The following is a 24,497-nucleotide window of genomic DNA, read 5'->3' as shown; positions in this document are numbered from 1 at the left end:
CGATGCGGGATGTCGTACGCCCTGGGCCGACACCGGGAGCCTGAACGCATCCTGACCACCGTTGTGTTGGGGCGCACCTCGGGGCTGCACATCCAGTGACCCTCTATACACGGCGTGTATACCATCTATGTATAGTCACGCCATGCCTTCTCCGACCAAGAAGATCCAGATCCGCACGACAAGGAACAGGACGAGGAAAACGGGGGTTTGGTTGCGTGCCGTCACCGTCCCGGTGGCGGCCGCCGCCCTGGCGCTGGCCCTGACCGGGTGCACCCGGCTGGAGACCACGGCGCCGAGCACCGCCCGCGCCCATCCCACCGTCCAGGCACGCTACGGGAGCGTCGACTGCCGCAGGGCGAAGTGCATCGCGCTCACCTTCGACGCCGGGCCGAGCGAGAACTCCGCCCGGCTGCTGGACATCCTGAAGGAGAAACAGGTCCCGGCGACCTTCTTCCTGTTGGGCAAGCGCCACATCGAGAAGTACCCGGAGCTCGTCAGACGCATGGCCGCCGAGGGGCACGAAGTCGCCAGTCACACCTGGGACCACCGGATACTCACCGAGATCGAGCCGGACGAGATACGCGCGGAACTGGAGCGGCCCAACAAGGAGATAGAGCGCCTGACCGGACACCGGCCGACCCTGATGCGCCCGCCGCAGGGCCGCACCGACGACACCGTGCACAGGATCTGCCGCGAGCTCGGCATGTCGGAGGTCCTGTGGAGCGTTACCGCGAAGGACTACACGACGAACGACTCCGACCTGATACGCAAGCGCGTCCTCGCCCAGTCGTCCCGCGACGGGATCATCCTGCTGCACGACATCTACCCCGGAACCGTGCCCGCGGTGCCGGGGATCATCGACGCGCTGAAGGCGCGTGGGTACGTGTTCGTCACCGTGCCCCAACTGCTCGCACCGGGCGAGGCGGAGCCCGGGAAGGTGTACCGTCCCTGACCCGGTTTCCTCCAGCGTCGTCGCCTCCTGCGTCTCATCGGCGGGCGCGCGCTGGGCGAATCGGGTGACACGGGGGCGAACACCCCGGTGTCCCGGGCCACTTGCCTACGATCGTCCCGTGGTCGACTTCCAGCTCGTACGCACGGTGCCGCTCGCCCTCGACGAGGCATGGCGCCGGCTCACGGTGTGGCCCCGGCACGGCGACGTGGTCCCGTTGACCCGCGTCACCGTGGTCACACCCCCGCCGACCCGCGAGGGCACCCTGATCGTCGCCCGTTCCGGGATCGGCCCGCTCTCCTTCGACGACCGGATGGAGGTCACCGTCTGGCGGCCGCCGGACGGTGACGGGGCCGGCCTGTGCCGGCTGGAGAAGCGGGGCCGGGTCGTCCTGGGCTGGGCCGAGATCGAGGTGCGGCCGGGGCCCGGCGGGCGGACGCGGGTGATCTGGCGCGAGGAGCTGCGGGTGCGGCTGCTGCCGTCCTTCTGCGATCCCCTGCTGCGCTCGGCGGCGCGCACGGTCTTCGGACGGGCGGCCAACCGCCTGCTGCGCAAGCCGTGACGCCTGCGGCAACGGCTGTGCGCGGACGGGCGGTTCAGGCCACCGAATCGATCCGGACCGCCGGCGGTGACACCGGCGACACCGGCGGAACCGTCGGCACCGCTGCCGTCGACGCGACGTCGTGATGGATCGGTGTGTGCGCGCCGGTCAGGGAGAGCCCGCTGCCGCCGCGCCGGGCGGCGACGATCTCCGCCGCGATCGACAGCGCGGTCTCCTCGGGCGTACGGGCGCCGAGGTCGAGGCCTATGGGTGATCTGAGCCGCGCCAGTTCCGGCTCCGTCACCCCGACCTCCCGCAGCCGCCGGTTGCGGTCCAGATGGGTGCGGCGGGAGCCCATCGCGCCGACGTAGGCCACCGGAAGCCGCAGGGCCAGCCGGAGCAGGGGTACGTCGAACTTGGCGTCGTGGGTCAGTACGCACAGGACGGCACGGGCGTCGACGTCCGTACGCTCCAGGTACCGGTGGGGCCACTCGACGACGACCTCGTCGGCCTCCGGGAAGCGGGCGCGGGTCGCGAACACCGGACGGGCGTCGCACACCGTCACATGACAGCCGAGGAACTTGCCGATCCTGACCAGCGCCGAGGCGAAGTCGACGGCGCCGAAAACGATCATGCGGGGCGGCGGCACCGACGACTCGACCAGCACCGTGAGCGGTGCTCCGCAGCGTGAGCCCTGCTCTCCTATCTCCACGGTGCCGGTGCGGCCGACGTCCAGCAGGGCCCGCGCCTCGGCCGCGACCGTGCGGTCCAGTTCGGGATGGGCGCCGAAGCCGCCCTCGTACCCGCCCCCGGGCCGGACCAGCAGGGCGCGCCCCGAGAGTTCCGCCGGGCCGCGCACGATCCGCGCCACCGCCGCCGTCTCGCCGCGCGCCGCGGCGGCCAGCGCGGCCGCGGCCACCGGCCGGACCGGATCGCCCGCCCGTACCGGGGTGACCAGGATGTCCAGGACTCCGCCGCAGGTCAGGCCGACGGCGAAGGCGTCCTCGTCGCTGTAGCCGAACCGTTCCAGGACCACTTCGCCGTCCTGGAGGGCCTGTCGGCACAGGTCGTACACCGCGCCCTCCACGCATCCGCCGGAGACCGAGCCGATCGCCGTGCCGTCGGCGTCCACGGCGAGGGCGGCGCCCGGCCGACGGGGCGCGCTGCCGCCGACGGCCACCACGGTGGCGACGGCGAAGTCACGGCCCTGCCCGACCCACCGGTACAGCTCTTCGGCGATGTCCAGCATGTCTCGGTCTCCTTCTCTGCCGGGCGGTCCGGGTCCTGGGCGGATCAGGTCAGGTGCTCCTGCGCCGTCCCGGTCAGGTGCTCGGGGCGTACCGGTGTCCGGGCGAGCTCCAGACCCGTCGCGTCCCGGATGGCCGCGAGGACCGCCGGGGTGGACGACAGGGTCGGGGCCTCGCCCACGCCGCGCAGCCCGTACGGGGCGTGCTCGTCGGCGAGTTCGAGCACGTCGACCGGGATGGTCGGCGTGTCGAGAATGGTGGGGATCAGGTAGTCCGTGAAGGAGGGGTTCCTGACCTTCGCCGTCCTCGGGTCGACGATGATCTCCTCCATGACCGCCATGCCCAGGCCCTGGGTGGTGCCGCCCTGGATCTGGCCGATCACGGACAGCGGGTTGAGCGCCTTGCCGACGTCCTGGGCGCAGGCCAGCTCGACCACCTTGACCAGGCCGAGCTCGGTGTCGACCTCGACGACGGCGCGGTGCGCGGCGAAGCTGTACTGGACATGGCCGTTGCCCTGGCCGGTGCGCAGGTCGAAGGGCTCGGTCGGCCGGTGCCGCCATTCCGCCTCGACCTCGACGCTCTCGTCGCCGAGGACGTCCGCCAGGTCCCGCAGCACCTCGCCGCCGTCGGTGACGACCTTGCCGTCCTCCAGCACCAGCTCGGCCGTGGCCCAGGCGGGGTGGTACGTGCCGAACTTGCGGCGGCCCAGTTCCAGCACCTTCTCGCGGACCAGCTCGCAGGCGTTCCTGACGGCGCCGCCGGTGACGTAGGTCTGGCGGGAGGCGGAGGTCGAACCGGCCGAACCCACCCGGGTGTCGGCGGGGTTGATGGTCACCCGGGTGACGCCCAGTTCGGTGCGGGCGATCTGCGCGTGGACGGTGACACCGCCCTGGCCGACCTCGGCCATCGCGGTGTGCACGGTGGCGACGGGTTCGCCGGCGACGACCTCCATCCGGACCTTCGCCGTCGAGTAGTCGTCGAAGCCCTCGGAGAAGCCGACGTTCTTGATGCCGACCGCGTAGCCGATGCCGCGTACGACGCCCTCGCCGTGCGTGGTGTTGGACAGACCGCCGGGCAACTGCCGTACGTCCGCGCCCTCGCTGCTCTCCCACTGGCGCTCTGGCGGCAGCGGCATCGCCTTGACGCGGCGCAGGAGTTCGGCGACCGGCGCCGGGGAGTCGACCCGCTGCCCGGTGGGCAGGAGCGTGCCCTGCTCCATGGCGTTGCGCTGCCGGAACTCCACCGGGTCCAGGCCGAGCCGGGCGGCCACCTTGTCCATCTGCGCCTCGTAGGCGAAGCACGCCTGGACCGCGCCGAAGCCGCGCATGGCGCCGCAGGGCGGGTTGTTGGTGTAGAGGGCGATGGCCTCGATGTCGACGTCGTCGACGGCGTACGGGCCCACGCCCAGGGAGGAGGCGTTGCCGACGACCGCGGGGGACGCGGAGGCGTAGGCGCCGCCGTCGAGGACGATGCGGCACCGCACGTGCGTCAGCTTGCCGTCCCTGGTCGCCCCGTGCTCGTAGTGCAGACGGGCCGGGTGGCGGTGGACATGGCCGAAGAAGGACTCGAACCGGTTGTAGACCATCTTGACCGGTCTGCCGGTGCGCAGTGCCAGCAGACAGGCGTGGATCTGCATCGACAGGTCCTCGCGGCCGCCGAAGGCGCCGCCGACACCGGCCAGCGTCATGCGCACCTTGTCCTCGGGCAGGCCGAGCACGGGCGCGATCTGGCGCCGGTCGGAGTGCAGCCACTGGGTGGCGATGTAGAGGTGGACGCCGCCGTCCTCCTCGGGCACGGCGAGCCCGGACTCCGGGCCGAGGAAGGCCTGGTCCTGCATGCCGAAGGTGTAGTCGCCCCGCACGATCACGTCGGCCCGTGCCGCGGCCGCGTCGGCGTCGCCGCGGACGATCGGCTGGCGGTGCAGGATGTTCGGGTGCGGGACGTGGGCGATGTGGTGGTCGGTGCGGCCCTCGTGGACCAGGACCGCGTCCGGCGCGGTGGCGGAGGCCTCGTCGGTGACGACCGGGAGTTCGCGGTACTCGACCTTGATCTTCGCGGCGGCGCGGCGCGCGGTCTCCGGGTGGTCGGCGGCGACGACCGCGACGGGTTCGCCGTGGTGGCGCACCTTGCCGTGGGCGAGCACCGGGGTGTCCTGGATCTCCAGGCCGTAGTGCTTCACGTCGGCCGGCAGGTCGTCGTACGTCAGGACGGCGTGGACGCCGGGCTGGGCGAGGGCCTCGCTCGTGTCGATCGAGACGATCTCGGCGTGCGCGAGGGGGGAGCGCAGGATCTGGCCCCAGAGCATGTCCTCGTGCCACAGGTCGGACGAGTACGCGAACTCGCCGGTGACCTTGAGGATGCCGTCGGGGCGCAGGGTGGACTCGCCGATGCCGCCCCTGGTCCGGGAGCCCTGGGTGAGCGTGGTGGGAACGCCGTTGGTGGGCACGGTCAGACCTCCTCCGCCTGCCGGGCGGCCGCGAGGCGGACCGCGTCCATGATCTTCTCGTAGCCGGTGCAGCGGCACAGGTTGCCCGAGAGCGCCTCGCGGATGTCCGCGTCGGAGGGGTCGGGGTTGCGCTCCAGCATCTCGTCGGCCGCGACCAGCAGGCCCGGGGTGCAGAAGCCGCACTGGACGGCACCGGCGTCGATGAACGCCTGCTGTACGGGGGAGAGCTCGGCGCCGTCGCCGGTGTGTGCGTGCTGACCCCTGGCGGCCCAGCGCCTGGCTTCGTCGAGCGAGGTCCCGGCGGGCCCGGCAGGCGTCGAGGACTCGACGGTCCCCGCCGTCCCCGCGGACCCCGAACCGTCCGCCGTGCCGGGCGTGTTCGCCGCGGTGCGGCCTTCGGCGACAGCGGCGGTGGCGACCGAGGCGGCAGCGTCGGTGGATGCGGAGGCGGGGCAACCGCCGTGCTCCGCACGCCATTTGGCGTACTCCGCCAGGCCCTCGACCGTCACGACGTCACGGCCCTCGGCCTGGCCCGCCGCCACCAGACAGGCGCAGACCGGCACACCGTCGAGCCGGACCGTGCAGGAGCCGCACTCGCCCTGTTCGCAGGCGTTCTTGGAGCCGGGCAGGCCCATGCGCTCACGCAGGACGTACAGGAGGCTCTCGCCCTCCCATACGTCGTCGGCCTCCTGCGGGCAGCCGTTGACGGTGAAACTGACGCGCATCACGCGACTCCCTCCGTGCGGGCGGCGGTGCCGCGGTAGGACTCCCAGGTCCAGGTCAGCGTGCGGCGGGCCATCACGCCGACTGCGTGTCTGCGGTAGCTCGCGGTGCCCCGGACGTCGTCGATCGGGTTGCAGGCGGCGGCGCAGAGGTCGGCGAACTGCTTGGCGACCGACGGAGTGATGATCTTGCCGTTGTCCCAGAAGCCGCCCTCGTCGAGCGCCGCGGTCAGGAACTCCTCCGCCACCTCGGCCCGGACCGGGGTGGGGGCGGCGGAGCCGATGCCGGTGCGCACCGTGCGGGTCTCGGGGTGCAGGGCCAGGCCGAACGCGCAGACCGCGATGACCATGGCGTTGCGGGTGCCGACCTTGGAGTACTGCTGGGGCCCGTCGGCCTTGGCGACATGGACGGCGCGGATCAGTTCGTCGGCGGCGAGCGCGTTGCGCTTCACGCCGGTGTAGAACGCGTCGATCGGGATCATGCGCGTACCGCGCACCGACGCGACCTCGACCTCGGCGCCCGCGGCCAGCAGGGCGGGGTGGGCGTCGCCCGCCGGGGAGGCGGTGCCGAGGTTGCCGCCGACCCCGCCCCGGTTGCGGATCTGCGGGGAGGCGACCGTGTGCGAGGCGAGGGCCAGGCCCGGCAGCTCGCCGCGCAGGTTCTCCATGATCTTCGTATAGGGGACCGAGGCGCCCAGCCGCACGCTCCGCTCGCCGACCTCCCATTCGTAGAGTTCTCCGACACGATTGAGGTCGAGCAGGTGTTCGGGTCGCCGATGGTCGAAGTTGATCTCGACCATCACGTCGGTACCGCCCGCGATCGGCACGGCGCCGGGGTGCTCGGCCTTGGCGGCGAGCGCCTCCTCCCAGCTGGCGGGGCGAAGGAAGTCCATGACCGGCTCTCTTCTTCGTCTCGTGAATCTTCGGCTCGTGGGTCTTCGTCTCGTGAGTCTTCGGCTCGCGAGTACTCGGCTCACGAGTCGTCCGGATCCGAGCCGGTCGGAGTGCGGCGGGCCAGGCTCGTTCCTGTGCTGTTTACGCGAAGTGGGCTCAGTACACCGCCCGGTACTCCAGTGGGGTCAGTCACGGAAACCATGAAGGAGTTGGCTGGCCAGCACGGGCATCTTGTAGATTCGTATGAACGGAGGTCATCGGTAACCTCCGGGTTTTCCTGTGGAAACGTGAGAGGCGTCCCGCCATCCCCGGGACGACCGGCTCCCGCGCCGAGAACCCTCTCGCCGGGTTCTCACCACAAACGCCTTCAGATTCATCGTAGATTTCGAGACAAGGAACGGCGGCGACGAGAATGCGGCTGCGCGCACTGCTGGACACCGACGCGCTGGGGCTGCGGCTGCTCGGCGGCGAGGACGAGCTGGACCGCACCGTGCAGGGTGTGATGACCACCGACCTCAGGGACCCCAGCCGCTATCTGGCCGGCGGTGAGCTGGTGCTGACGGGGCTGGCCTGGCGCCGGGACGCCGAGGACTCCGAGCCGTTCGTACGGACCCTGGCGGGGGCCGGGGTGGCGGGCGTCGCGGCCGGTACCGCGGAGTTCGGGTACGTGCCCGAGGACCTGGTCGTGGCCTGCGCCCGGCACCGGATGCCGCTGTTCGCGGTGCACGAGTCGGTGGCGTTCGCGACGATCACCGAGCATGTGGTGCGGCAGGTGTCCGGCGAGCGCGCCGGGGACCTGGCGGCCGTGGTCGACCGGCACCGCAGGCTGATGACCTCGGGCCCGACGGGCGGCGGCCCGGACGTGGTCCTGGACCTGCTCCGCTCGGACCTGGACCTGCGGGCCTGGGTCCTCTCCCCCGCCGGCCGGCTGATCGCGGGGCCGAAGGCGGCGGGCCCGGAGCTGCCGCCCGAGGTGTGCGCCCGGCTCGCGGCGGAACATCTGAGCGCCGCCCGCGTGGGCCGCCACACGCCGCACCGTGTGCTGATCGGCCCCGCCACCTACTCGCTGTTCCCGGTCCGCGGCGGCGGCCGCTCGACGCAGGGCTCCCGGGACGTGCGCGAGAGCGTGCTGTCCGACTGGCTGCTGGCCGTGGAGGCGGACGCCGGGGACTGGCCCGAGGAGCGGCTCGACCTGCTCCAGGGCGTCACCCAGCTGATCGCGGTCGAGCGGGACCGGCGGGAAGCGGCGCGCACGGTCCGGCGGCGGCTGGCCCAGGAGATCCTCGAACTGGTGCAGACGGGCGCCGCGCCCGCCGAGATGGCGGCGCGGCTGCGGGTCGCCGCCCCGGTGCTGCTGCCGGGGCTGGGGGCGGCCCCGCACTGGCAGGTGGTCGTGGCCCGGGTCGAGTGGGAGGACGGCACCGTCGACGGCGGCCAGGCCGCCCGGTCGCTGCTGGAGGAGATCCTGGTCGACCCGCTCGCCGCCGGCGCCGAGCCCTCCGACCGCATCGCCGTCGCCCACACCGGCGACGAGGCGGTCGCGCTCGTACCGCTGCCGGCCGTGCCGGGCGGCGACGGCACGGAGACCGGCATCGTCGCCGACACGCTCCTGGAGTCCGTACGGGACCCGCTGTCGGCCGGGCTGAACGACGACGGGCGGCTCACGCTCGGCGTCAGCGCGGCCGTGCACTCGGCGGAGGGGCTGCGCGGGGCGCTGGAGGAGGCACGGCACGCCCGGCGGGTCGCGGCGGCCCGGCCGGGCCGGGTGTGCGCCGCGGGCCACCAGGAACTCGCCTCGCACGTGCTGCTGCTGCCGTTCGTGCCGGACGACGTCCGCCGGGCCTTCACCGCCCGTCTCCTGGACCCGCTGCGCGACTACGACCGGCGCCACCGCGCCGAGCTGATCCCCACCCTGGAGGCCTTCCTCGACTGCGACGGCTCCTGGACGCGGTGCGCGTCCCGGCTGCATCTGCACGTCAACACACTGCGCTACCGGGTCGGGCGGATCGAGCAGTTGACGAGTCGTGACCTGTCCCGGCTGGAGGACAAGCTGGACTTCTTCCTGGCGCTGCGCATGAGCTGAGGTCACCCGGCCGGGGGACGGAAGGGGATCAAGTGTCCCCCGGCTCCCACGACTTTGTGAAAACCTTCACCAACCTCTTGGCCAGGTGCCGGGATTGGTGCTGGAATGCCGCCACCACTCACAGCTCGATGGCGTGCTCGGGGAGGGCAACGTGGCGCATACCGCCATGTCTGGTAACGGAACGACCGCCGGCGACGATCCTCTCCAGACCGCGGTATGGCGGTTGCGCTCACGCGCCTGCTGGACGGACGCCGCGGCCCTGCTCCCACCGGACAGCGCGGCCGCCGCGCTGCAACGGGCCGGGCTGCTGGTCGAACGGTGCCTGTACACCGAGCAGGGCTGGCAGGACGCCGAGGACGCGCTGCGCACGGCCGAGGCGCTCGCGGCCGGCGACGAGGAGCGCGGCGCGGCCGCCTGCGAACGCGGCCAGCTCGCCTACGCGGCCACCCTGCACGGAGTGCGCGACCGGGCGGACGAGGCGCGGGCGGCGCTGGGGCGGGCGGCGGCGCTGATCCCTCCGGGGTCGGCGGGGCGCGCTCTGCTGGACTTCAGGCGCGGGCTGCTCGCCGAGAACCTGTCCCGTTCCCCGCAGGCGGCACGCGCCGCCTACCGCCGGGCCCACGCGGGCGCAGTCGCCCACTCCGACGCGCTGCTGCTGTCCTTCACCTGGCGCCATCTGGCGGGCCTGTCCCTGCGGGACGGCGAGCTGGCGGAGGCCCGGCACGGCTTCGCCGAGTCCCTCCGGATCCGCGAGGAGCTGGGCTACCTGGTCGGCACGGCGCCCGCGCTGGCCTCCCTGGCGGACGCGGAGTCCGAGCCGGAGGCCTCACGGCTGCGCGAGGAGGCCCGCCGCCTGTACCGCCTGCTGGGCGGCGTACCCACGTGGCTGGCCCGCCACCTGGCGCCCCTCCCCCCGGCGGCGTCGGCGTAGGACGCTTCGAAAGCTGTGTCGCCCGGTGGTCCCGCCCGACCGGCGGGGCTTCCGGGCGGTCGGGTCAGCGGGCGGCGAAGTGCTCCCGGACCAGGGACCGCACCACGCCGAGGTCCTGGTCGATCAGCGCCTCCAGCAGGCTCGTGTGCTCCGCCGCGTCGGCCACCAGCTCCGCGCGCCGCTGCCCGCCGGCGCCCCCGACGAGCGGCCACTGCGCGCGCCGGTGCAGGTCCTCGGCGATCCGGACCAGCTGGGCGTTGCCCGCGAGGGACAGCACCGCACGATGGAAGGCGCGGTCGGACTCGGCGTACGTCGCCGCGCAGCCGGTCGACGCGGCGCGTACCGTCGCCTCGGCGAGCGGCCGCAGCTCCGCCCAGCGCTCGGGCGCCACCGCACGGGCCAGCCGCAGCATCACGGGGACCTCGATCAGACCCCTGACCTCGGCCAGCTCGGCCAGTTCACGCGCGCCGCGCTCGATCACCCGGAACCCCCGGTTGGGGACGACCTCGACGGCCCCCTCCAGCGCGAGCTGCTGCATGGCCTCCCGTACGGGGGTCGCGGAGACCCCGAAGCGCTCGCCCAGCGCGGGTGCCGAGTACACCTCGCCCGGCGTCAGCTCGCCGGACACCAGCGCGGTGCGCAGCGCGTCGACGATCTGGCCGCGCACCGAGGAACGCTGCACGACGGGCCGCGCGACGGCCGGGTGCGGCACGGCCGGCTGCGGCACGGCGGGGCGCGCGCCGACGGGACGTGTGACGGTGGCGTCCCCATCGCCCAGATACGGCACCGCGGACCGCTGCACGGCGGGATGGGACGGCGCCGGACGGGGCACGGCGCACGGCTGAGGGATCGGCGACTCGCTGTGCGTGTGCTCGCCCCGGGCCGTGCCGCCCGGCGGCTCCTGACGGCTCCGGTCCCGGTCCGCGGCCCGCGGCTGGGCCGGGACCCGCACCTCTCCGAACCGCGCCTGCGGGGCGGCCTGCGGCCCGGCGGAGCCCTGCGTGCTGTGCTCCACGGACTCTCCTCCGGGCTTGTCGGTACTTGGGGCCATTACGACGGGTTGTTACTCGTCCGTCAAGCACCTTAGGCGCAGAACCGCCTCGTTCAAATCCCGTCCACGCAGGGTAAGGTAAGCCTTACCTCCAATCGTCCGCAGTCGACCGTGAATCGGTGGTCCGGTATGCCCCTGCCCCTGTCGGCCGTCGCGGACGCGTACGCCCGTCTCGCCGAGGTCTACCCCGGGCTCACCGTGACCGAGCTGAGCGGCCCCGAAGCAGCCCCCGAGGGCGGCGCCTGGGTCGGCGCGGCCGCCCTCGCGGACGGCGGCACCGGACTGGAGGCCTTCCTGGCCTGGGACGACGCCCAGGTGCTCCGGGACTACGGACAGCGGGCCCGCCCGGACGTCGTCGCCGGCTTCGGGCTGCACCGGTACGCCTGGCCCGCCTGCCTGCTGATCACCGTGCCCTGGTTCCTGCACCGCAGGGTGCCCCGCCTGCCCGTGACGCATGTCTCGTACGACCGCACCGCCGGCCGGATGGCCGTGCGCACCGCCTCCTTCGCCTGCCTGCCCGGCGACCCCGCCACGGCGCTGCCCGGCGCCCGGGTGGTCGCCGACGAGGAGGCGCTGCGCGCCGAGGTGCGCGCGGCGGTCGCCGAGCACATGGAACCCGTGCTCGGCGGGTTCGGCCCGCCGATGCGGCGGCGCGGGCGCGCCCTGTGGGGCATGGTGACCGACGAGATCGTCGAGGGGCTCTGGTACGTCGCCCACCTGATCGGCGAGGAGCGGCGCGCGATGCGCGAGCTGGAGGCGCTGCTGCCGGGCGCGACCAGGCCGTACGTCGGCTCGGCCGCCTTCCGCGAGCTGACCGGGCCGGACGGCGAGCCGCTGCCCACCCGGGACCGGGCGAGCTGCTGCATGTTCTACACGGTGCGCCCGCAGGACACCTGCGCCACCTGCCCGCGCACCTGTGACGCGGACCGGGTCGCGAAGCTGACCGCCGTCGCGGTGAGTTGACCTGCCGTCAGCTCGCCATGAGCCGACTCGACGTCACCTCGTCCCGAGTTGATTCGGCGTCAGGCCGCCGACCACATCGCCGTGCCGTCCGAAACCGACCCGTGGCGACCCCGCTGCGGTCACCGGTGATTCACAACTTCCTCACTTGCCGCAGGAACTATCCGTGGAACCACCCTTACGGGTAGTGTTATTCGAACTCAACTCCTGCCCCTCATGCGGCAGTTCGAGCAGAGTGTCGCCCTCGGCATCCCCTCGCACCTCCTTGGCGGCCTCTTGCCCAGAAACCCCCTGAGGGCCGGTGGAATTGGGCCACTATGGCGGGCGTTACGCCCTATCCCAATGCAAGGGACCCCAGATGAGACTGACCGACATATCGCTGAACTGGCTGCTTCCCGGCGCCGTACTGCTCCTGGGCATGCTGGCGGCGGTAGCGGTGCTGGCGCGTGGCAAGCGCTCCTCGGGGAAGGACACGAGCGCGGACGACTCGTGGGAGCGCAGCGAAGAGCGCCGCAGGCGCAAGGAGGCCATATACGGCACCGCCTCCTATGTACTCCTGTTCTGCTGTGCGGCCGTGGCCGCGGCACTCTCCTTCCACGGCCTGGTCGGCTTCGGTGAGCAGAACCTCGGCCTCTCCGGCGGTTGGGAGTACCTGGTGCCGTTCGGCCTGGACGGCGCGGCGATGTTCTGCTCCGTGCTCGCGGTGCGCGAGGCCAGCCACGGCGACGCCGCCCTCGGCTCCCGCATACTCGTGTGGACGTTCGCGGGTGCGGCCGCCTGGTTCAACTGGGTCCACGCGCCCCGTGGCGCCGGCCACGACGGCGCACCCCAGTTCTTCTCCGGCATGTCCCTGTCCGCGGCGGTGCTGTTCGACCGTGCGCTGAAGCAGACCCGCCGCGCCGCGCTGCGCGAGCAGGGTCTGGTGCCGCGCCCGCTGCCGCAGATCCGTATCGTCCGCTGGCTGCGGGCGCCGCGCGAGACGTACGGCGCCTGGTCGCTGATGCTGCTGGAGGGCGTGCGCTCGCTGGACGAGGCGGTCGACGAGGTGCGCGAGGACAAGCGCCAGAAGGAGGCCGCCCGGCTGCTGCGGCGCGACAAGGAGCGGGTGGAGCGCGCACAGCTCAAGGCGATCAGCCGGGGCCACCGCGGGTTCGCCGGGCGCGGCGGCCGCCAGCTGGAGGCCCAGGCCCTGGAGCGGGGCCCCGAGCGCGCCGCCGCGGAGCCTGCCATATCGACATCGGAGCTGGAGCTGCCCGCGCGCTCACGGCCGTCCCTCCAGCCCGTTCGGACTGGTTCTGACCCGATCACCGTCGACCTGACCACCGAGGACGACACCATGGCGCTGCCGCGGCTCGACCACCTGGAGCGCAAGCTCAAGGACCTCGAGCAGCAGTTCGGCTGAGCCGGGGCCCGTCACCGGGCGACGACGTGAGGGGGTGCGGCTCCGGCGAGCCGCACCCCCTCGCGTTCGTCCGCCCACGCGGCCCTCAGGCCGCCTCCGCCTCCAGCTCGAACCACACCGCCTTGCCCACCCCGTGCGGCCGCACGCCCCACGCGGACGCGAGGGACTGCACCAGGTGCAGACCCCGCCCGTGCGTACCGTCCTGCGCGGCCGGGACCTGCGGCCGTGGCCGGCCGGCCACGAAGTCGCGTACCTCCACCCGCAGTCCGCCCGGCCCGACGGTGGCGGTCAGCAGGGCATCGCGGTCGGTGTGCACCAGTGCGTTGGTGACGAGCTCGCTGGTGAGCAGCTCCGCGATCTCCGACCGGCCCGGTTTCCCCCAGTGCCGCAGCAGCTCGCGCAGCGCCCTGCGGGCCTCGGGCACCGCCCGCAGGTCCGCCCGCCCCAGTCTGCGCCGCAGCTGCGAGACTTGCGCCCGCGGCCCCTCCGGCTCTTCCCCGACGGTTCTCGCGTCCACCGAGGTGGTCCCGATCGCCACGGAACCGCTCCCTCGTGCCTGCCTCGTCATGGCCCCCGCCCGCGCGCCGATGTCGCTTCCCCTCCAGCTCGAACACGTTCACGCAAAGACATGCCCCACCGGCCTCGGCGCACTCATGCCGGATCCTCGACGACCAGGTCTCGGCCATGCGACCGCGCCTGCGGCGGCGGCCGGGCCACGCGGACCGCTGTCGGCACGACCGTCCGCCGGGGTTTTCAGCTGTTGCCAGTTGACTGTGCGTAAGCGTGTCCTGGCGTGAGTGGGTGAGTGGGTGAGTGCCGGCGGCATCCGCTCGTACGAGGTTCGGGAGGGAACGGAAATTCTTGTCTCGAATGTGTGACCTTTACAGATGGAGGTCGTTGGATGTGGTGACGGGGGTGTTCGGGCCGGGCGGGGGGGTGAGCGGATTGAGTGGACTGCGGGAGATGGGTGCGCCGTTCGTGGTGCCGGGCCCCTCGGGTGTGGCGGTCCGGGACCGGCTCAAGAATCTGACCGCCCAGGACGAGGCGGTACTGCGGCTGGTCGGTGGCCACCTCGGCACGCTCGCCGCCCGGGATCTGCAGGTCCGGTGCGCGGCCGGGCTGGAGCACGACAACGAGCAGTGGGCGCACCGTAAGAGGGAGCTGACCGGCCGATCGTCTTCCCGTTGGGCGGGGTCGTTGACGAAGGCCACGCATGATCAGTGGGCGTTGGCCCGGCGCGCCCAGCAGGCACATATCCGGAAGCACGAGGCCGGGGTGAACGCGATCCGGCATCGGCTGTCCCTGCCCCTGAGGGAGAGGGGCGGCAAGCGGGCCGCGGGTGGTTACCGCAGCCGTCGGGAGTGGCATGCCAAGACCCGCCGCCTGCGCGTGCTGGAGGACCGACTGGAGCGTGCGCGGACCGACTGGGCAGCGGGGCGGGTGCGGGTGGTGCGGGGCGGGAAGCGACTGCTGAACGCCCGCCACCATCTGGAACAGGCCCGGCTCACCGAGTCGCGGTGGCGGGCGCGGTGGGAGGCGGCGCGCCACTTCCTGCAGGCGGACGGCGAGACCGGGAAGCGGTACGGCAACGAGACCATCCGGGTCGGCCCCGACGGCGAGGTGAGTATCAAACTCCCGGCCCCGCTCGCCCATCTCGCCAACGCCCCGCACGACCGGTACGTGCTGGGGGCACGGGTGTCGTTCGCCCTGGAGCATCCGATCCGGCGTCGGACGGCACCGCCCCGTACCCACCAGAGCGATGGGTACGGGCATCGGACCGTCCAGGCCGGACCGGCAACCCCAGGGCGTGAGGGACCCCGCCCCCGCATCCCCGGACCACGGACACGATCCGTGCCGCCCGGATTCGGAGTGAACGCGGGTGACCAGAACGCCCTACACCGTTCGGGGCGTTCGGCCGAGCATGAGCCCTGGCAACAGGACTCACTACCGCTCAGTCTCTAGGGAAGGTACAGGACATCCGACAGCGCCGTCCGAGCCGCCGAGGAGAGAGCCGTGCACGACGACCGAGCCCTGCTGGAGGCGCGCCTGGAACGCGCCCTGCGACAGTTCCTGCGGCCCGCGCAGTACGGCCCCGAGGTGCCGCTGGAGCTGTCCGTGTGGCACGTACCGGGCGAACCGGTGCCGGTGGAGCAGGCCCTGCGGGCGGCCTACGAGCCCTTCACGGCCGGCACCGAGTGGGGAAGGCCCTGGTCGACGAGCTGGTTCCGGCTGACCGGCCGGGTCCCCGAGGAGTGGGCGGGACGCCAGGTGGAGGCGGTGATCGACCCCGGGTTCACCGGCGACGGCCCCGGCTTCCAGGCGGAGGGCCTGCTCTTCGACGCCTCCGGAGTACCGCTGAAGGGCATTCACCCCCGCAACCGGCACCTGACCGTCGGCCGGCCCGCGCGGGGCGGCGAGCCGGTCGCCCTGCTCCTGGAGGCCGCGGCCAACCCCGCCGTGCTGCACGGCGGCTTCGAACCGACCCGCCTCGGAGACGTGCTGACCGCGGGCGACCGGCCCTGCTACCGGTTCCGCGCCGCCGAGCTGGCCGTGCTGAACGAGGACGTGTGGCACCTGGTCATCGACGTCGAGGTCCTGTCGGAGCTGATGTACGAGCTGGACGCGGAGCGGTCGCGCCGGCACGAGATCCTGCGCGCCCTGGAGGACATGCTCGACACCCTGGATCTGCACGACGTGCCCGGCACCGCGGCGGCGGCCCGCGCGGCCCTCACGGACGTGCTGTCCCGCCCGGCCTCGGCGAGCGCCCACCGCGTCTCGGCGACCGGGCACGCCCACATCGACTCGGCGTGGCTGTGGCCGCTGCGCGAGACGGTCCGCAAGGCCTCCCGCACCTTCGCCAATGTCACCGCGCTCGCCGCCGACTACCCCGAACTGGTCTTCTCCTGCTCGCAGGCCCAGCAGTACGCGTGGGTGAAGGAGCACCAGCCGCACATCTGGGAGCGCATCAGGAAGGCCGTCCGGGACGGCAACTGGGCGCCGGTCGGCTCGATGTGGGTGGAGTCGGACGCCAACATGCCGGGCGGCGAGGCGCTGGCCCGCCAGCTCACCCACGGCAGGCGCTTCTTCGCCGAGGAACTGGGCGTGCGGACCCAGGAGATCTGGCTGCCCGACTCCTTCGGCTACACCGCCGCCTTCCCGCAGCTCGCGAAGTTGGCCGGAATCCGCTGGTTCCTCAGCCAGAAACTCAGCTGGAACCAGTCCAACCGGATGCCCCACCACTCCTTCTGGTGGGAGGGCATCGACGGCACCCGCGTCTTCACCCACTTCCCGCCCGTCGACACCTACAACTCCCAGCTGCACGGCCGTGAACTCGCCCACGCCGAACGCAACTTCGCCGACAAGGGGCGGGCGAGGCGTTCCCTGGTCCCGTTCGGCTGGGGCGACGGCGGCGGCGGTCCCACCCGGGAGATGCTGGAGAGGGCGCGGCGGCTGCGCTCCCTGGAGGGCTCGCCGCGGGTGGAGATCGAGCGGCCGTCCGCCTTCTTCGCGGCCGCCGAGCAGGAGTACGGGCCGCAGGCGCCGGTGTGGTCGGGCGAGCTGTACCTGGAGCTGCACCGGGCCACCTACACCACCCAGGCGAAGACCAAGCAGGGCAACCGGCGCTGCGAACACGCGTTGCGCGAGGCCGAGTTGTGGTGCACGACGGCGGCGGTGCGCAGTGCGTCGTACGCGTACCCGTACGAGGCGCTGGACCGGCTGTGGAAGACGGTGCTGCTGCACCAGTTCCACGACATCCTGCCCGGCTCGTCCATCGCGTGGGTGCACCGGGAGGCCCGGGAGACGTACGCCCGCGTGCTGGCGGAGCTGGCGGAGCTCACGGCCGGGGCGGTACGGGCGCTGGGCGCGGGCGGACCGGCGGTGTTCAACGCCTCGCCGTACGAGCGGACCGAGGTGGTCGGGGACTCGGTGGTGACGGTACCGGGGCTGGGGAGCGCCGCGGTGCCGACGGCGGCACCGGCGCACGGCGTGCGCGCCGGACGCGACGGCGGCACGCTCGTGCTGGAGAACGCGTGGCTGCGGGTGTGCGTCGACGCCGACGGTCTGCTGACGTCCGTACGGGACCTGGTGGCCGGCCGGGAGGTCCTGTGCGGACCCGGCAACCTCCTCCAGCTGCACCCCGACCACCCCAACGCGTGGGACGCCTGGGACATCGACCGGCACTACCGGCGCCGGCACACGGATCTGACGCGGGCCGATGCGGTGGAGCTGGTGGCGGACGGCCCGCTGCGGGCGGCCGTACGGGTCACCCGCACGTTCGGCGCCTCGCGCCTGAGCCAGGAGATCCGGCTGACGGCCGCGAGCCGTCGGGTCGACATCGTCACGGACGTGGACTGGCAGGAGTCCGAGAAGGTCCTCAAGGCCGCCTTCCCGCTCGACGTGCACGCCGAACGCTCCGCCGCCGAGATCCAGTTCGGGCATGTTCACCGCCCCACCCACACCAACACGTCCTGGGACGCGGCCCGTTTCGAGATCTGCGCCCACCGCTGGCTGCGGGTGGCGGAGCGGGGCTACGGCGTGGCGGTCCTCAACGACTCGACGTACGGCCACGACGTGACCCGCACCCCGTACGAGGGCGGTCTCGGTACGACCGTACGGCTGACGCTGCTGCGTGCCCCGCACAGCCCGGACCCCGAGACCGACCTCGGCACCCACCGCTTCACGTACGCGCTGCTGTCGGGCGCGGAGGTCGGGGACGCGGTCGCCGAGGGGCTGGCGCTCAATCTGCCGCTGCGGCCGGCCGAGGCGCCGGAGCTCGCGCCGCTGGTGCGGGTGGCGGACCCGGCGGTGACGGTCGAGTCGGTCAAGCTCGCGGACGACCGCAGCGGGGACGTGGTGGTCCGGCTGTACGAGTCCCGGGGCGGGCGGGCCCGCTGCGAGCTGACGGCGGACTTCCCGGCCGCCCGTACGGAGGTGACGGACCTGCTCGAACAGCCGCTGCCGGACGACCCGGACCCCGCCGCGGTCCTGCGGCCGTTCGAGATCCGCACCCTGCGGCTGCGCCGGTCCTGACCACCGCCCGCCGGGGCGGGCCGTCAGGGGCGCGGCACGTTGCGCAGGTTGGAGCGGGCCATCTGGAGCATCCGGCCGACGCCGCCGTCCAGGACCATCTTCGACGCCGACAGCGCGAAGCCGGTCACCATCTCCGCTCTGATCTTCGGCGGGATGGACAGGGCGTTGGGGTCGGTGACGACGTCGACGAGGGCCGGTCCCTTGTGCGCGAAGGCGTCCTTCAGGGCGCCGGCGAGCTGTTTGGGCTTCTCCACCCGCGTCCCGTGGGCACCGCAGGCCCGGGCGACGGCGGCGAAGTCGGGGTTCTTGTTGGTGGTGCCGTACGCGGGCAGACCGGCCACCAGCATCTCCAGCTCCACCATGCTGAGGGACGAGTTGTTGAAGAGCACGACCTTCACCGGCAGGTCGTACTGGACCAGGGTCAGGAAGTCGCCCATCAGCATCGCGAACCCGCCGTCGCCGGACATCGACACGACCTGCCGGCCGCGGTCGGTGAACTGCGCGCCGATCGCCATCGGCAGCGCGTTCGCCATCGATCCGTGGGAGAAGGAACCGATGACGCGGCGACGGCCGTTGGGCGAGATGTAGCGGGCGGCCCAGACGTTGCACATGCCGGTGTCGACGGTGAAGACCGCGTCGTCGTCCGCGAGTTCGTCCAGCACGGACGCCACGTACTCGGGGTGGATCGGCACGTGCTTCTCCACCTTGCGGGTGTACGCCTTCACCACCCCCTCCAGCGCGCCGGCGTGCTTGGTGAGCATCCGGTCGAGGAAGCGCCGGTCGTCCTTGGGCCGCACCTTCGGGGTGAGGCAGCGCAGGGTCTCCCGCACGTCGCCCCACACCGCGAGGTCCAGCTTGGAACGCCGGCCCAGGTGTTCGGGCCGGACGTCGACCTGGGCGATCCGCACGTCGTCGGGGAGGAAGGCGTTGTACGGGAAGTCGGTGCCGAGCAGGAGCAGCAGATCGCACTCGTGGGTGGCCTCGTAGGCGGCGCCGTAGCCGAGCAGTCCGCTCATGCCGACGTCGTACGGGTTGTCGTACTGGATCCATTCCTTGCCGCGCAGGGCGTGGCCCACGGGGGACTTGACCTTGGCCGCGAACTCCATGACCTCGGCGTGCGCGCCCGCCGTGCCGCTGCCGCAGAACAGGGTGACCTTCTCGGCCCGGTCGATCATCTCGACCAGGCGGTCGATCTCGGTGTCGCCCGGCCGGACGGTGGGGCGGGCGGTGACGAGGGCGGTCTCGACGGTCTTCTCGGGTGCGGGCCGGTCGGCGATGTCGCCGGGGAGGGTGACGACGCTGACCCCGCCGAGGCCGATGGCGTGCTGGACGGCGGTCTGGAGCACCCGGGGCATCTGCTTCGGGTTGGAGATCAGTTCGCTGTAGTGGCTGCACTCGGCGAACAGCCGGTCGGGGTGGGTCTCCTGGAAGTAGCCGAGGCCGATCTCGCCGGAGGGGATGTGCGAGGCGAGGGCGAGGACCGGGGCCATGGAGCGGTGGGCGTCGTAGAGGCCGTTGATCAGGTGCAGGTTGCCGGGTCCGCAGGAGCCCGCGCAGGCCGCCAGCTTCCCGGTGATCTGGGCCTCGGCCCCGGCCGCGAAGGCCGCCGTCTCCTCGTGGCGTACGTGGATCCAGTCGATGGCGGAGCTGCGGCGGACCGCGTCGACCACCGGGTTGAGACTGTCGCCGACCACGCCGTACAGGCGGGTGACGCCGGCCCGGACGAGGATGTCCACGAACTGTTCGGCGACGTTCTGCTTGGCCATGGCTGTGGGGTGTCCTCCCGGTCGGCGCGGATGCCTCCGGCTTCCATGGAGACACAGCCGCCGCCGTCACGCCTCCCAGACGGCCGCCGCCGTACGGTCGTCCGCGTAGCCCTTGACCCGCACGAGGGTGTCGGCGAGGAACGCGGCGAGGCCGGGCACCTCCCCCGCCGACCACCGCCCGCCCAGGTATTCGCACAGCTCGGGCTCGCCGCGCAGCGGGTCGGCGAGCCCGCCGGTGCACATCAGCAGGGCGTCACCCGGCCGGGCCACCGAGGCCCGGAAGCGGAAGGGTTCGCGGGGTGCCTGCGGGGCGGGTTCGTAGGGGCTCGGCGGGGTCGGGATGCCGAGGTCCATGGTGAGCCGGTCGCCCTCGGGGGTCTCGGCGGGCGGCGAGCCGAAGCCGACCACCGGTCCGCCCCTGGTCTCGGTGACCCGCGGCTCGATGTCCTGCCATTCGCCGCCCCGCAGCCGGAACAGCCCGCCCTCGCCGACCCCGAAGAAGACCCGGGTACGGCAGTCGGGGTCGGCCGGCAGCAGCAGACAGCGCAGGTCGGCCGTGTACTCGTCGGGGTCGATGCCCTGGAGCGTGGCGCTGGCGCGGAGTTTGCCGAGACTGCGGTCGGTGAGGCGGTGCAGGCCGGACTTGAGCTCGCCGCGCCGTCCGGTCCTGATGTCCTCCGCGAGCCGGACCTGGCTGCGGCCCACGGCCCGGCCCATCCACTGGCAGGCCTCGGCCGCCGCCCGGTGGGCCCCGGTGGTGGCGCGGGCGCCGGTCGCCATGGCCACCAGCACCAGGGCCGCGTCGCCCTGTCCGAAGCGTGCGGTGAGCAGCGCGTCGCGGCGCGGTTCGCCACGGAAGCGGGCCGAGTCGCCGCGGGCGGAGACGGCGCGCAGGGTGCAGGCGCCGTAGTGGGCTCCGTCGAGCACGGTGTCTGCGACCAGGTCGTCGAGTGCGTCGGGGTCGGCGGCCGGGAGCGCGGTGGGTTCGGCGTCGTAGGTGGGCGGTCCGGAGCCCACATGGTCGCGGTGGCCGGCCCGGTCGGCGGCGGGAAGGGCGAGCCGGGAGGCGGTGGGCGGCTGCGGTTCGGCGGGACCCGCGCCGGTCACGGCGGGGCCGGTCACCGAGTTCGTGCGCTCCTGGGGGGCGCGCTGCCGGAACCCCGGCGGCATGGGTCCGGGCGGGAGGGCCGCGGGGCCCTCGTCGGGGGCCCGGCCGGGCGGCTCGGGTTCGGGAGGGCCGGGGAGGGCGGCGCGGGGTGCGGCGGACGGCGGGGCGGGAAGGGCCGCCGGGTCCGGGCGGGCCGCCGGGTCGGGACGGGCGTCCTCCGGGCCGGGAAGGGCGTCCGGGCCGGGGAAGAACGGCGGGTCGGGCGGGAGCGGCGGGTCCGCGGCGGTCGGGAGGTCCGCGGTGCCGAACGCCTGCTCGAGTTCGGTGGACAGCGGTTCCCAGGGGGCGCGCTGCCGGGGCGGTGCCCCGCGCGCCGCGCCGCTCTCCGGTAACGCTGTCCCCTCGCCCAACGTCCCCGCGGCCGAGGCGAACCGGTCGTCCAGCGAGTCGGCCGCGGCCACCGGGCCGGTGTCCTCGGTGGAGTCGTCGTACAGCTGCCTCCACCAGTCGTCCTCGTGACCGGTGGGCCTTCCCCCCTGCTGGCTCATGCCCCTAATTGTCCACCGCGAGCGCCTGATGAAAACGGGGCATCCGGAAAATCCTGTGCGATCCCTCCCCGTCGGACGGCATATCGGGTGACATCGGGAACACCAGTATGTATCTGTGACCGGTGATGCGCAGGAGCCGGGCCGGGCGGGGCGCGCGCGTCTGGGCGGGGCGGGGAGCGCGCGTCCGGGCTGGACCGGGTGGCGCGGGACTGACCTGCCGTTCCTGCCGGGCTCGGGCACCCTGGGCAGATGGGAGTGTGGGAACTCCTGCTGGTCGGCCTGGTGGTGCTGCTCGGCCTGTGCGGAGTGCTGGTACCCGGGGTGCCGGGGTCCTGGCTGGTGTGGTCCGGGGTCCTGTGGTGGTCGCTGAACGATCCGCAGCCGGTCGCCTGGGGCGTCCTCGTCGGCGCCACCGGCACCCTGTTCCTCGCCCAGGCGGTGCGCTGGACACTGCCGCCCCGGCGGCTGCGGCAGAGCGGGGCCGGTCCCCGGACGGCGGTGTACGCCGGGGCCGGGGCGCTGGCCGGCTTCCTCCTGCTGCCCGTGCTCGGCGCGATCCCCGGTTTCGTGGGCGGCGTCTACCTGTGCGAGCGGCTCCGCCTGGGCGGGCCGGCCGAGGCGCGGGCCTCCGTGCACACGATGATGCGGGCGGGCGGCTGGGGCGTCCTGACCGAGCTGTTCGCCTGTCTGCTGGTCGCCGGGGCGTGGCTGGGCGCGGTGGTGTGGGGGTGACGGGGCGCCCCGGGAGCGACCGGTCCCCCGGTGCCGGTCAGAGCACGCCGTCCGTCGGCAGCGCTCCTTCCAGCGTCAGCAGCCGTACCTTGCGCTCCAGGCCCGCCGCGTAGCCCGTCAGCGAGCCGTCGGCGCCGATCACGCGGTGGCAGGGGCGGACGACGAGCAGCGGGTTGGCGCCGATCGCGCCGCCGACCGCCCGCACGGCGGCCCGGGAGGCTCCGATCCGCGCGGCGACCTCGCCGTACGTGGTGGTCGCCCCGTAGGGAACGGTGTCGAGGGCGTCCCACACCCGGGTGCGGAACTCCGTGCCCTCGGCGCGCAGCGGCAGCCGGAACTCCTTGAGCTCCCCGGCGAAGTAGGCGGCGAGCTGTCGCGCGGCCTCGCGGAACGGCGCGGGGTCCGCGCGCAGGCCGTCCAGGTCCGTGTGGGTGCGTCCGCCCTTCTGGCCGGGCAGGGACAGCGAGGTCAGCGCGCCGTCGGCGGCGGCGGTCAGCAGCAGCGGCCCGAGCGGGCTGTCGAGACTGGTCCAGTACGACGGGCTGGTCATCGGTTCTCCTCCTCGTCCCGCTCGCCGGCGGCGCGCAGGTGGTGCAGTGCGTAGGAGCGCCAGGGGCGCCAGGTGTCGGGGACGTCCGTGCCGGGTGGCGCGACGTCCGGGTCGCCGAGGGCGCGGGTGCGGATCACCGCCACCGTCCGGGCGTCCATGCCGGGCAGGGCGAGCAGGCCCTGCTCGGCGTCGTCCCGGTCGGCGCCCACGTCCAGGCGTACGGTTCCGTCGGCGAGGGCGGTGGCGAGCGCGCCCAGCGGGCCGTCGCGCCCGGCCCCGGCGAGGGCGGCGGGTTCCGGGAAGAGGTGGGTGAGCGAGCCGCAGGGCGCGTCCAGCGCCTTGCCGCGGCTGCGCACGAGTTCCCCGGCGGCGGCCCGGCCCACCAGGGCCCGCACCGCCAGTTCGTCCGGGTCGGCGGCGCCCGGTGAGCGCAGCCCCGGCCGGGCGGCGACCAGCGGGGCGAGCCGGGGGTCGGCGCCGAGCCGCTCGTCGACGGCGTACGGGTCGGCGTCGAGGTCGAACAGCCGCCGCAGCCGTTGCACGGCGGTGGTGAGGTCCCTCGGGTCGGTCAGCCGCAGCCGGGCGTCGAGCCAGCCGCCGGCGTGGGCGGCGCTCCCCCGCTGGGTGACCGGCCGTTCGTGGACCGCGGCGATCCCGGTGCCGTGGGGCAGGCGCAGGGTCCGCCGGTAGGTGCGGTCGCCGGGGGTGCCGCTGACCTCCTCGACGCCGGGCAGCGCCTCGCGGGCGAGCAGGTCCAGGACGGGACCTGCCTGGTAGGGGCCGCGGTGGGCGAGCCGCAGCGGGATCCCGGCGCTGGGTGCGACGGCGGCGGCCGGTCCGCCGCGGGGTGCGGCGGCGCGCAGTTCGCTGGGGGTGGCGGCGTAGACGGCCCGGATGGTGTCGTTGAACTGGCGGACGCTGGCGAAGCCGGAGGCGAAGGCGATCTCCGTGACCGGCAGTCCGGTCGTCTGGAGCAGCACGCGCGCGGTGTGCGCCCGCTGGGCGCGGGCGAGGGCGACCGGTCCCGCGCCGAGCTCCGAGGTGAGCTGGCGCTGTACCTGCCGGGCGCTGTAGCCCAGGCGGCAGGCGAGGCCCGCGACGCCCTCGCGGTCGACCACGCCGTCGCCGATCAGCCGCATGGCCCGGCCCACGACGTCGGCCCGTACGTTCCAGGCGGCCGACCCCGGTACGGCGTCCGGACGGCACCGCCGGCAGGCCCGGAATCCCGAGCCCTGCGCGGCGGCGGCCGTCGCGAAGAACCGCACGTTGCGCCGCCGGGGGGTGACGGCCGGGCAGCTGGGCCGGCAGTAGATGCCGGTCGTCTCGACGGCGAAGAAGAACTCGCCGTCGAACCGGGCGTCCCGGCTGCGTACGGCCTCGTACCTGCTGTCCTCGTCCCTCACGAGATCCAGTGTGGGCGATCGCCGGGCGGCCGGGCTGGCGGGTATCGGACATCACGCTCACCGGCCGCCCGCCGAACCGCCGGGCCGGCGCCCAGCGCCGATGCCACTGCCCGGCGTCCGCGGCGGACGCAGC

19 protein-coding genes are annotated in these 24,497 nt (G+C 73.5%); 9 read left to right on the top strand and 10 right to left on the bottom strand.

Annotation, left to right across the window (positions count from 1 at the left end; translation table 11 throughout):
- The first annotated feature begins 142 nt into the window (after positions 1 to 142).
- Both ABT085_RS06745 and ABT085_RS06740 read left to right on the top strand, forming a co-directional pair.
- A complete protein-coding gene (locus ABT085_RS06745) occupies positions 143 to 952 on the top strand; it encodes a polysaccharide deacetylase family protein (protein WP_351602895.1) in 810 nt (269 codons plus the stop codon).
- A 118-nt stretch (positions 953 to 1,070) separates the two neighbouring features.
- Positions 1,071 to 1,511: an SRPBCC family protein gene (locus tag ABT085_RS06740; RefSeq protein WP_351602893.1), complete on the top strand. Its 441-nt coding sequence runs from the start codon at positions 1,071 to 1,073 to the stop codon at positions 1,509 to 1,511.
- 34 nt (positions 1,512 to 1,545) lie between these two features.
- Here the strand turns inward: ABT085_RS06740 and ABT085_RS06735 are convergent, their stop codons facing one another.
- From ABT085_RS06735 to ABT085_RS06720, 4 genes are read right to left on the bottom strand one after another with little or no spacing between them, the layout of a single operon-like run.
- On the bottom strand, positions 1,546 to 2,739 hold the full coding sequence (locus tag ABT085_RS06735; RefSeq protein ID WP_351602891.1) for an XdhC family protein: 1,194 nt from the start codon (positions 2,737 to 2,739) through the stop codon (positions 1,546 to 1,548).
- 44 nt (positions 2,740 to 2,783) lie between these two features.
- Positions 2,784 to 5,183, bottom strand: a complete 2,400-nt coding sequence (locus ABT085_RS06730) for a xanthine dehydrogenase family protein molybdopterin-binding subunit (protein WP_351602889.1) — start codon at positions 5,181 to 5,183, stop codon at positions 2,784 to 2,786.
- 2 nt (positions 5,184 to 5,185) lie between these two features.
- On the bottom strand, positions 5,186 to 5,908 hold the full coding sequence (locus ABT085_RS06725) for a (2Fe-2S)-binding protein (protein ID WP_351602887.1): 723 nt from the start codon (positions 5,906 to 5,908) through the stop codon (positions 5,186 to 5,188).
- On the bottom strand, positions 5,908 to 6,798 hold the full coding sequence (locus ABT085_RS06720; RefSeq protein ID WP_351602885.1) for an FAD binding domain-containing protein: 891 nt from the start codon (positions 6,796 to 6,798) through the stop codon (positions 5,908 to 5,910). The genes ABT085_RS06725 and ABT085_RS06720 overlap by 1 nt, the downstream gene beginning before the upstream one ends.
- A 413-nt stretch (positions 6,799 to 7,211) precedes the next feature.
- On the opposite strand from ABT085_RS06720, the gene ABT085_RS06715 reads away from it, so the two are divergent.
- Entirely contained in the window at positions 7,212 to 8,882 is a 1,671-nt protein-coding gene (locus ABT085_RS06715) for a PucR family transcriptional regulator (protein WP_351602883.1), read from the top strand.
- Positions 8,883 to 9,033: 151 nt separating this feature from the next.
- Positions 9,034 to 9,813, top strand: coding sequence for a hypothetical protein (locus tag ABT085_RS06710; protein WP_351602881.1), 780 nt, complete (start codon positions 9,034 to 9,036; stop codon positions 9,811 to 9,813).
- A 64-nt stretch (positions 9,814 to 9,877) separates the two neighbouring features.
- Here ABT085_RS06710 and ABT085_RS06705 read toward each other — a convergent pair whose 3' ends face one another.
- Positions 9,878 to 10,828: a GntR family transcriptional regulator gene (locus ABT085_RS06705; protein WP_351602879.1), complete on the bottom strand. Its 951-nt coding sequence runs from the start codon at positions 10,826 to 10,828 to the stop codon at positions 9,878 to 9,880.
- 165 nt (positions 10,829 to 10,993) lie between these two features.
- Here ABT085_RS06705 and ABT085_RS06700 point away from each other — a divergent pair, with 165 nt between their 5' ends.
- Positions 10,994 to 11,827, top strand: coding sequence for a (2Fe-2S)-binding protein (locus ABT085_RS06700; RefSeq protein WP_351602877.1), 834 nt, complete (start codon positions 10,994 to 10,996; stop codon positions 11,825 to 11,827).
- 355 nt (positions 11,828 to 12,182) lie between these two features.
- The gene (locus ABT085_RS06695) at positions 12,183 to 13,226 is read left to right on the top strand and encodes a DUF2637 domain-containing protein (protein ID WP_351602876.1); all 1,044 of its coding nucleotides are present in this window, start codon (positions 12,183 to 12,185) and stop codon (positions 13,224 to 13,226) included.
- Between the two features lie 85 nt (positions 13,227 to 13,311).
- Here ABT085_RS06695 and ABT085_RS06690 read toward each other — a convergent pair whose 3' ends face one another.
- Entirely contained in the window at positions 13,312 to 13,764 is a 453-nt protein-coding gene (locus ABT085_RS06690) for an ATP-binding protein (RefSeq protein WP_502982662.1), read from the bottom strand.
- A 407-nt stretch (positions 13,765 to 14,171) separates the two neighbouring features.
- On the opposite strand from ABT085_RS06690, the gene ABT085_RS06685 reads away from it, so the two are divergent.
- Together ABT085_RS06685 and ABT085_RS06680 are read left to right on the top strand one after the other, a co-directional pair.
- Positions 14,172 to 15,188: a hypothetical protein gene (locus ABT085_RS06685; protein ID WP_351602944.1), complete on the top strand. Its 1,017-nt coding sequence runs from the start codon at positions 14,172 to 14,174 to the stop codon at positions 15,186 to 15,188.
- A 51-nt stretch (positions 15,189 to 15,239) separates the two neighbouring features.
- On the top strand, positions 15,240 to 18,257 hold the full coding sequence (locus ABT085_RS06680) for an alpha-mannosidase (protein ID WP_351602874.1): 3,018 nt from the start codon (positions 15,240 to 15,242) through the stop codon (positions 18,255 to 18,257).
- 23 nt (positions 18,258 to 18,280) lie between these two features.
- Here the strand turns inward: ABT085_RS06680 and ABT085_RS06675 are convergent, their stop codons facing one another.
- Positions 18,281 to 20,023, bottom strand: coding sequence for a pyruvate dehydrogenase (locus ABT085_RS06675; protein ID WP_351602872.1), 1,743 nt, complete (start codon positions 20,021 to 20,023; stop codon positions 18,281 to 18,283).
- A gap of 66 nt (positions 20,024 to 20,089) precedes the next feature.
- Positions 20,090 to 21,679, bottom strand: a complete 1,590-nt coding sequence (locus tag ABT085_RS06670; protein WP_351602870.1) for a protein phosphatase 2C domain-containing protein — start codon at positions 21,677 to 21,679, stop codon at positions 20,090 to 20,092.
- Positions 21,680 to 21,928: 249 nt separating this feature from the next.
- Here ABT085_RS06670 and ABT085_RS06665 point away from each other — a divergent pair, with 249 nt between their 5' ends.
- On the top strand, positions 21,929 to 22,411 hold the full coding sequence (locus ABT085_RS06665; RefSeq protein ID WP_351602868.1) for a DUF456 domain-containing protein: 483 nt from the start codon (positions 21,929 to 21,931) through the stop codon (positions 22,409 to 22,411).
- A 37-nt stretch (positions 22,412 to 22,448) separates the two neighbouring features.
- Here the strand turns inward: ABT085_RS06665 and ABT085_RS06660 are convergent, their stop codons facing one another.
- Both ABT085_RS06660 and ABT085_RS06655 read right to left on the bottom strand, forming a co-directional pair.
- Positions 22,449 to 22,961, bottom strand: coding sequence for a methylated-DNA--[protein]-cysteine S-methyltransferase (locus ABT085_RS06660; RefSeq protein ID WP_351602866.1), 513 nt, complete (start codon positions 22,959 to 22,961; stop codon positions 22,449 to 22,451).
- Positions 22,958 to 24,364: a bifunctional transcriptional activator/DNA repair enzyme AdaA gene (locus ABT085_RS06655; RefSeq protein WP_351602864.1), complete on the bottom strand. Its 1,407-nt coding sequence runs from the start codon at positions 24,362 to 24,364 to the stop codon at positions 22,958 to 22,960. The genes ABT085_RS06660 and ABT085_RS06655 overlap by 4 nt, the downstream gene beginning before the upstream one ends.
- Between the last annotated feature and the right edge of the window lie 133 nt (positions 24,365 to 24,497).

The sequence above is a fragment of the Streptomyces sp. NPDC002265 genome (genome assembly GCF_040296125.1).
In the GTDB taxonomy this organism is placed as follows: Bacteria; Actinomycetota; Actinomycetes; order Streptomycetales; family Streptomycetaceae; genus Streptomyces.
Note: the sequence above shows the minus strand (reverse complement) of the source record. Positions and strands in the feature narration are given on the sequence as shown.

Bases quoted from the DNA above. Each gene is read 5' to 3' on its own strand.
- ABT085_RS06745 (WP_351602895.1), top strand. From the start codon at position 143: ATGCCTTCTCCGACCAAGAAGATCCAGATCCGCACGACAAGGAACAGG.
- ABT085_RS06735 (WP_351602891.1), bottom strand. From the start codon at position 2,739: ATGCTGGACATCGCCGAAGAGCTGTACCGGTGGGTCGGGCAGGGCCGT.
- ABT085_RS06725 (WP_351602887.1), bottom strand. From the start codon at position 5,908: ATGCGCGTCAGTTTCACCGTCAACGGCTGCCCGCAGGAGGCCGACGAC.
- ABT085_RS06720 (WP_351602885.1), bottom strand. From the start codon at position 6,798: ATGGACTTCCTTCGCCCCGCCAGCTGGGAGGAGGCGCTCGCCGCCAAG.
- ABT085_RS06715 (WP_351602883.1), top strand. From the start codon at position 7,212: ATGCGGCTGCGCGCACTGCTGGACACCGACGCGCTGGGGCTGCGGCTG.
- ABT085_RS06700 (WP_351602877.1), top strand. From the start codon at position 10,994: ATGCCCCTGCCCCTGTCGGCCGTCGCGGACGCGTACGCCCGTCTCGCC.
- ABT085_RS06695 (WP_351602876.1), top strand. From the start codon at position 12,183: ATGAGACTGACCGACATATCGCTGAACTGGCTGCTTCCCGGCGCCGTA.
- ABT085_RS06675 (WP_351602872.1), bottom strand. From the start codon at position 20,023: ATGGCCAAGCAGAACGTCGCCGAACAGTTCGTGGACATCCTCGTCCGG.
- ABT085_RS06670 (WP_351602870.1), bottom strand. From the start codon at position 21,679: ATGAGCCAGCAGGGGGGAAGGCCCACCGGTCACGAGGACGACTGGTGG.
- ABT085_RS06665 (WP_351602868.1), top strand. From the start codon at position 21,929: ATGGGAGTGTGGGAACTCCTGCTGGTCGGCCTGGTGGTGCTGCTCGGC.
- ABT085_RS06660 (WP_351602866.1), bottom strand. From the start codon at position 22,961: ATGACCAGCCCGTCGTACTGGACCAGTCTCGACAGCCCGCTCGGGCCG.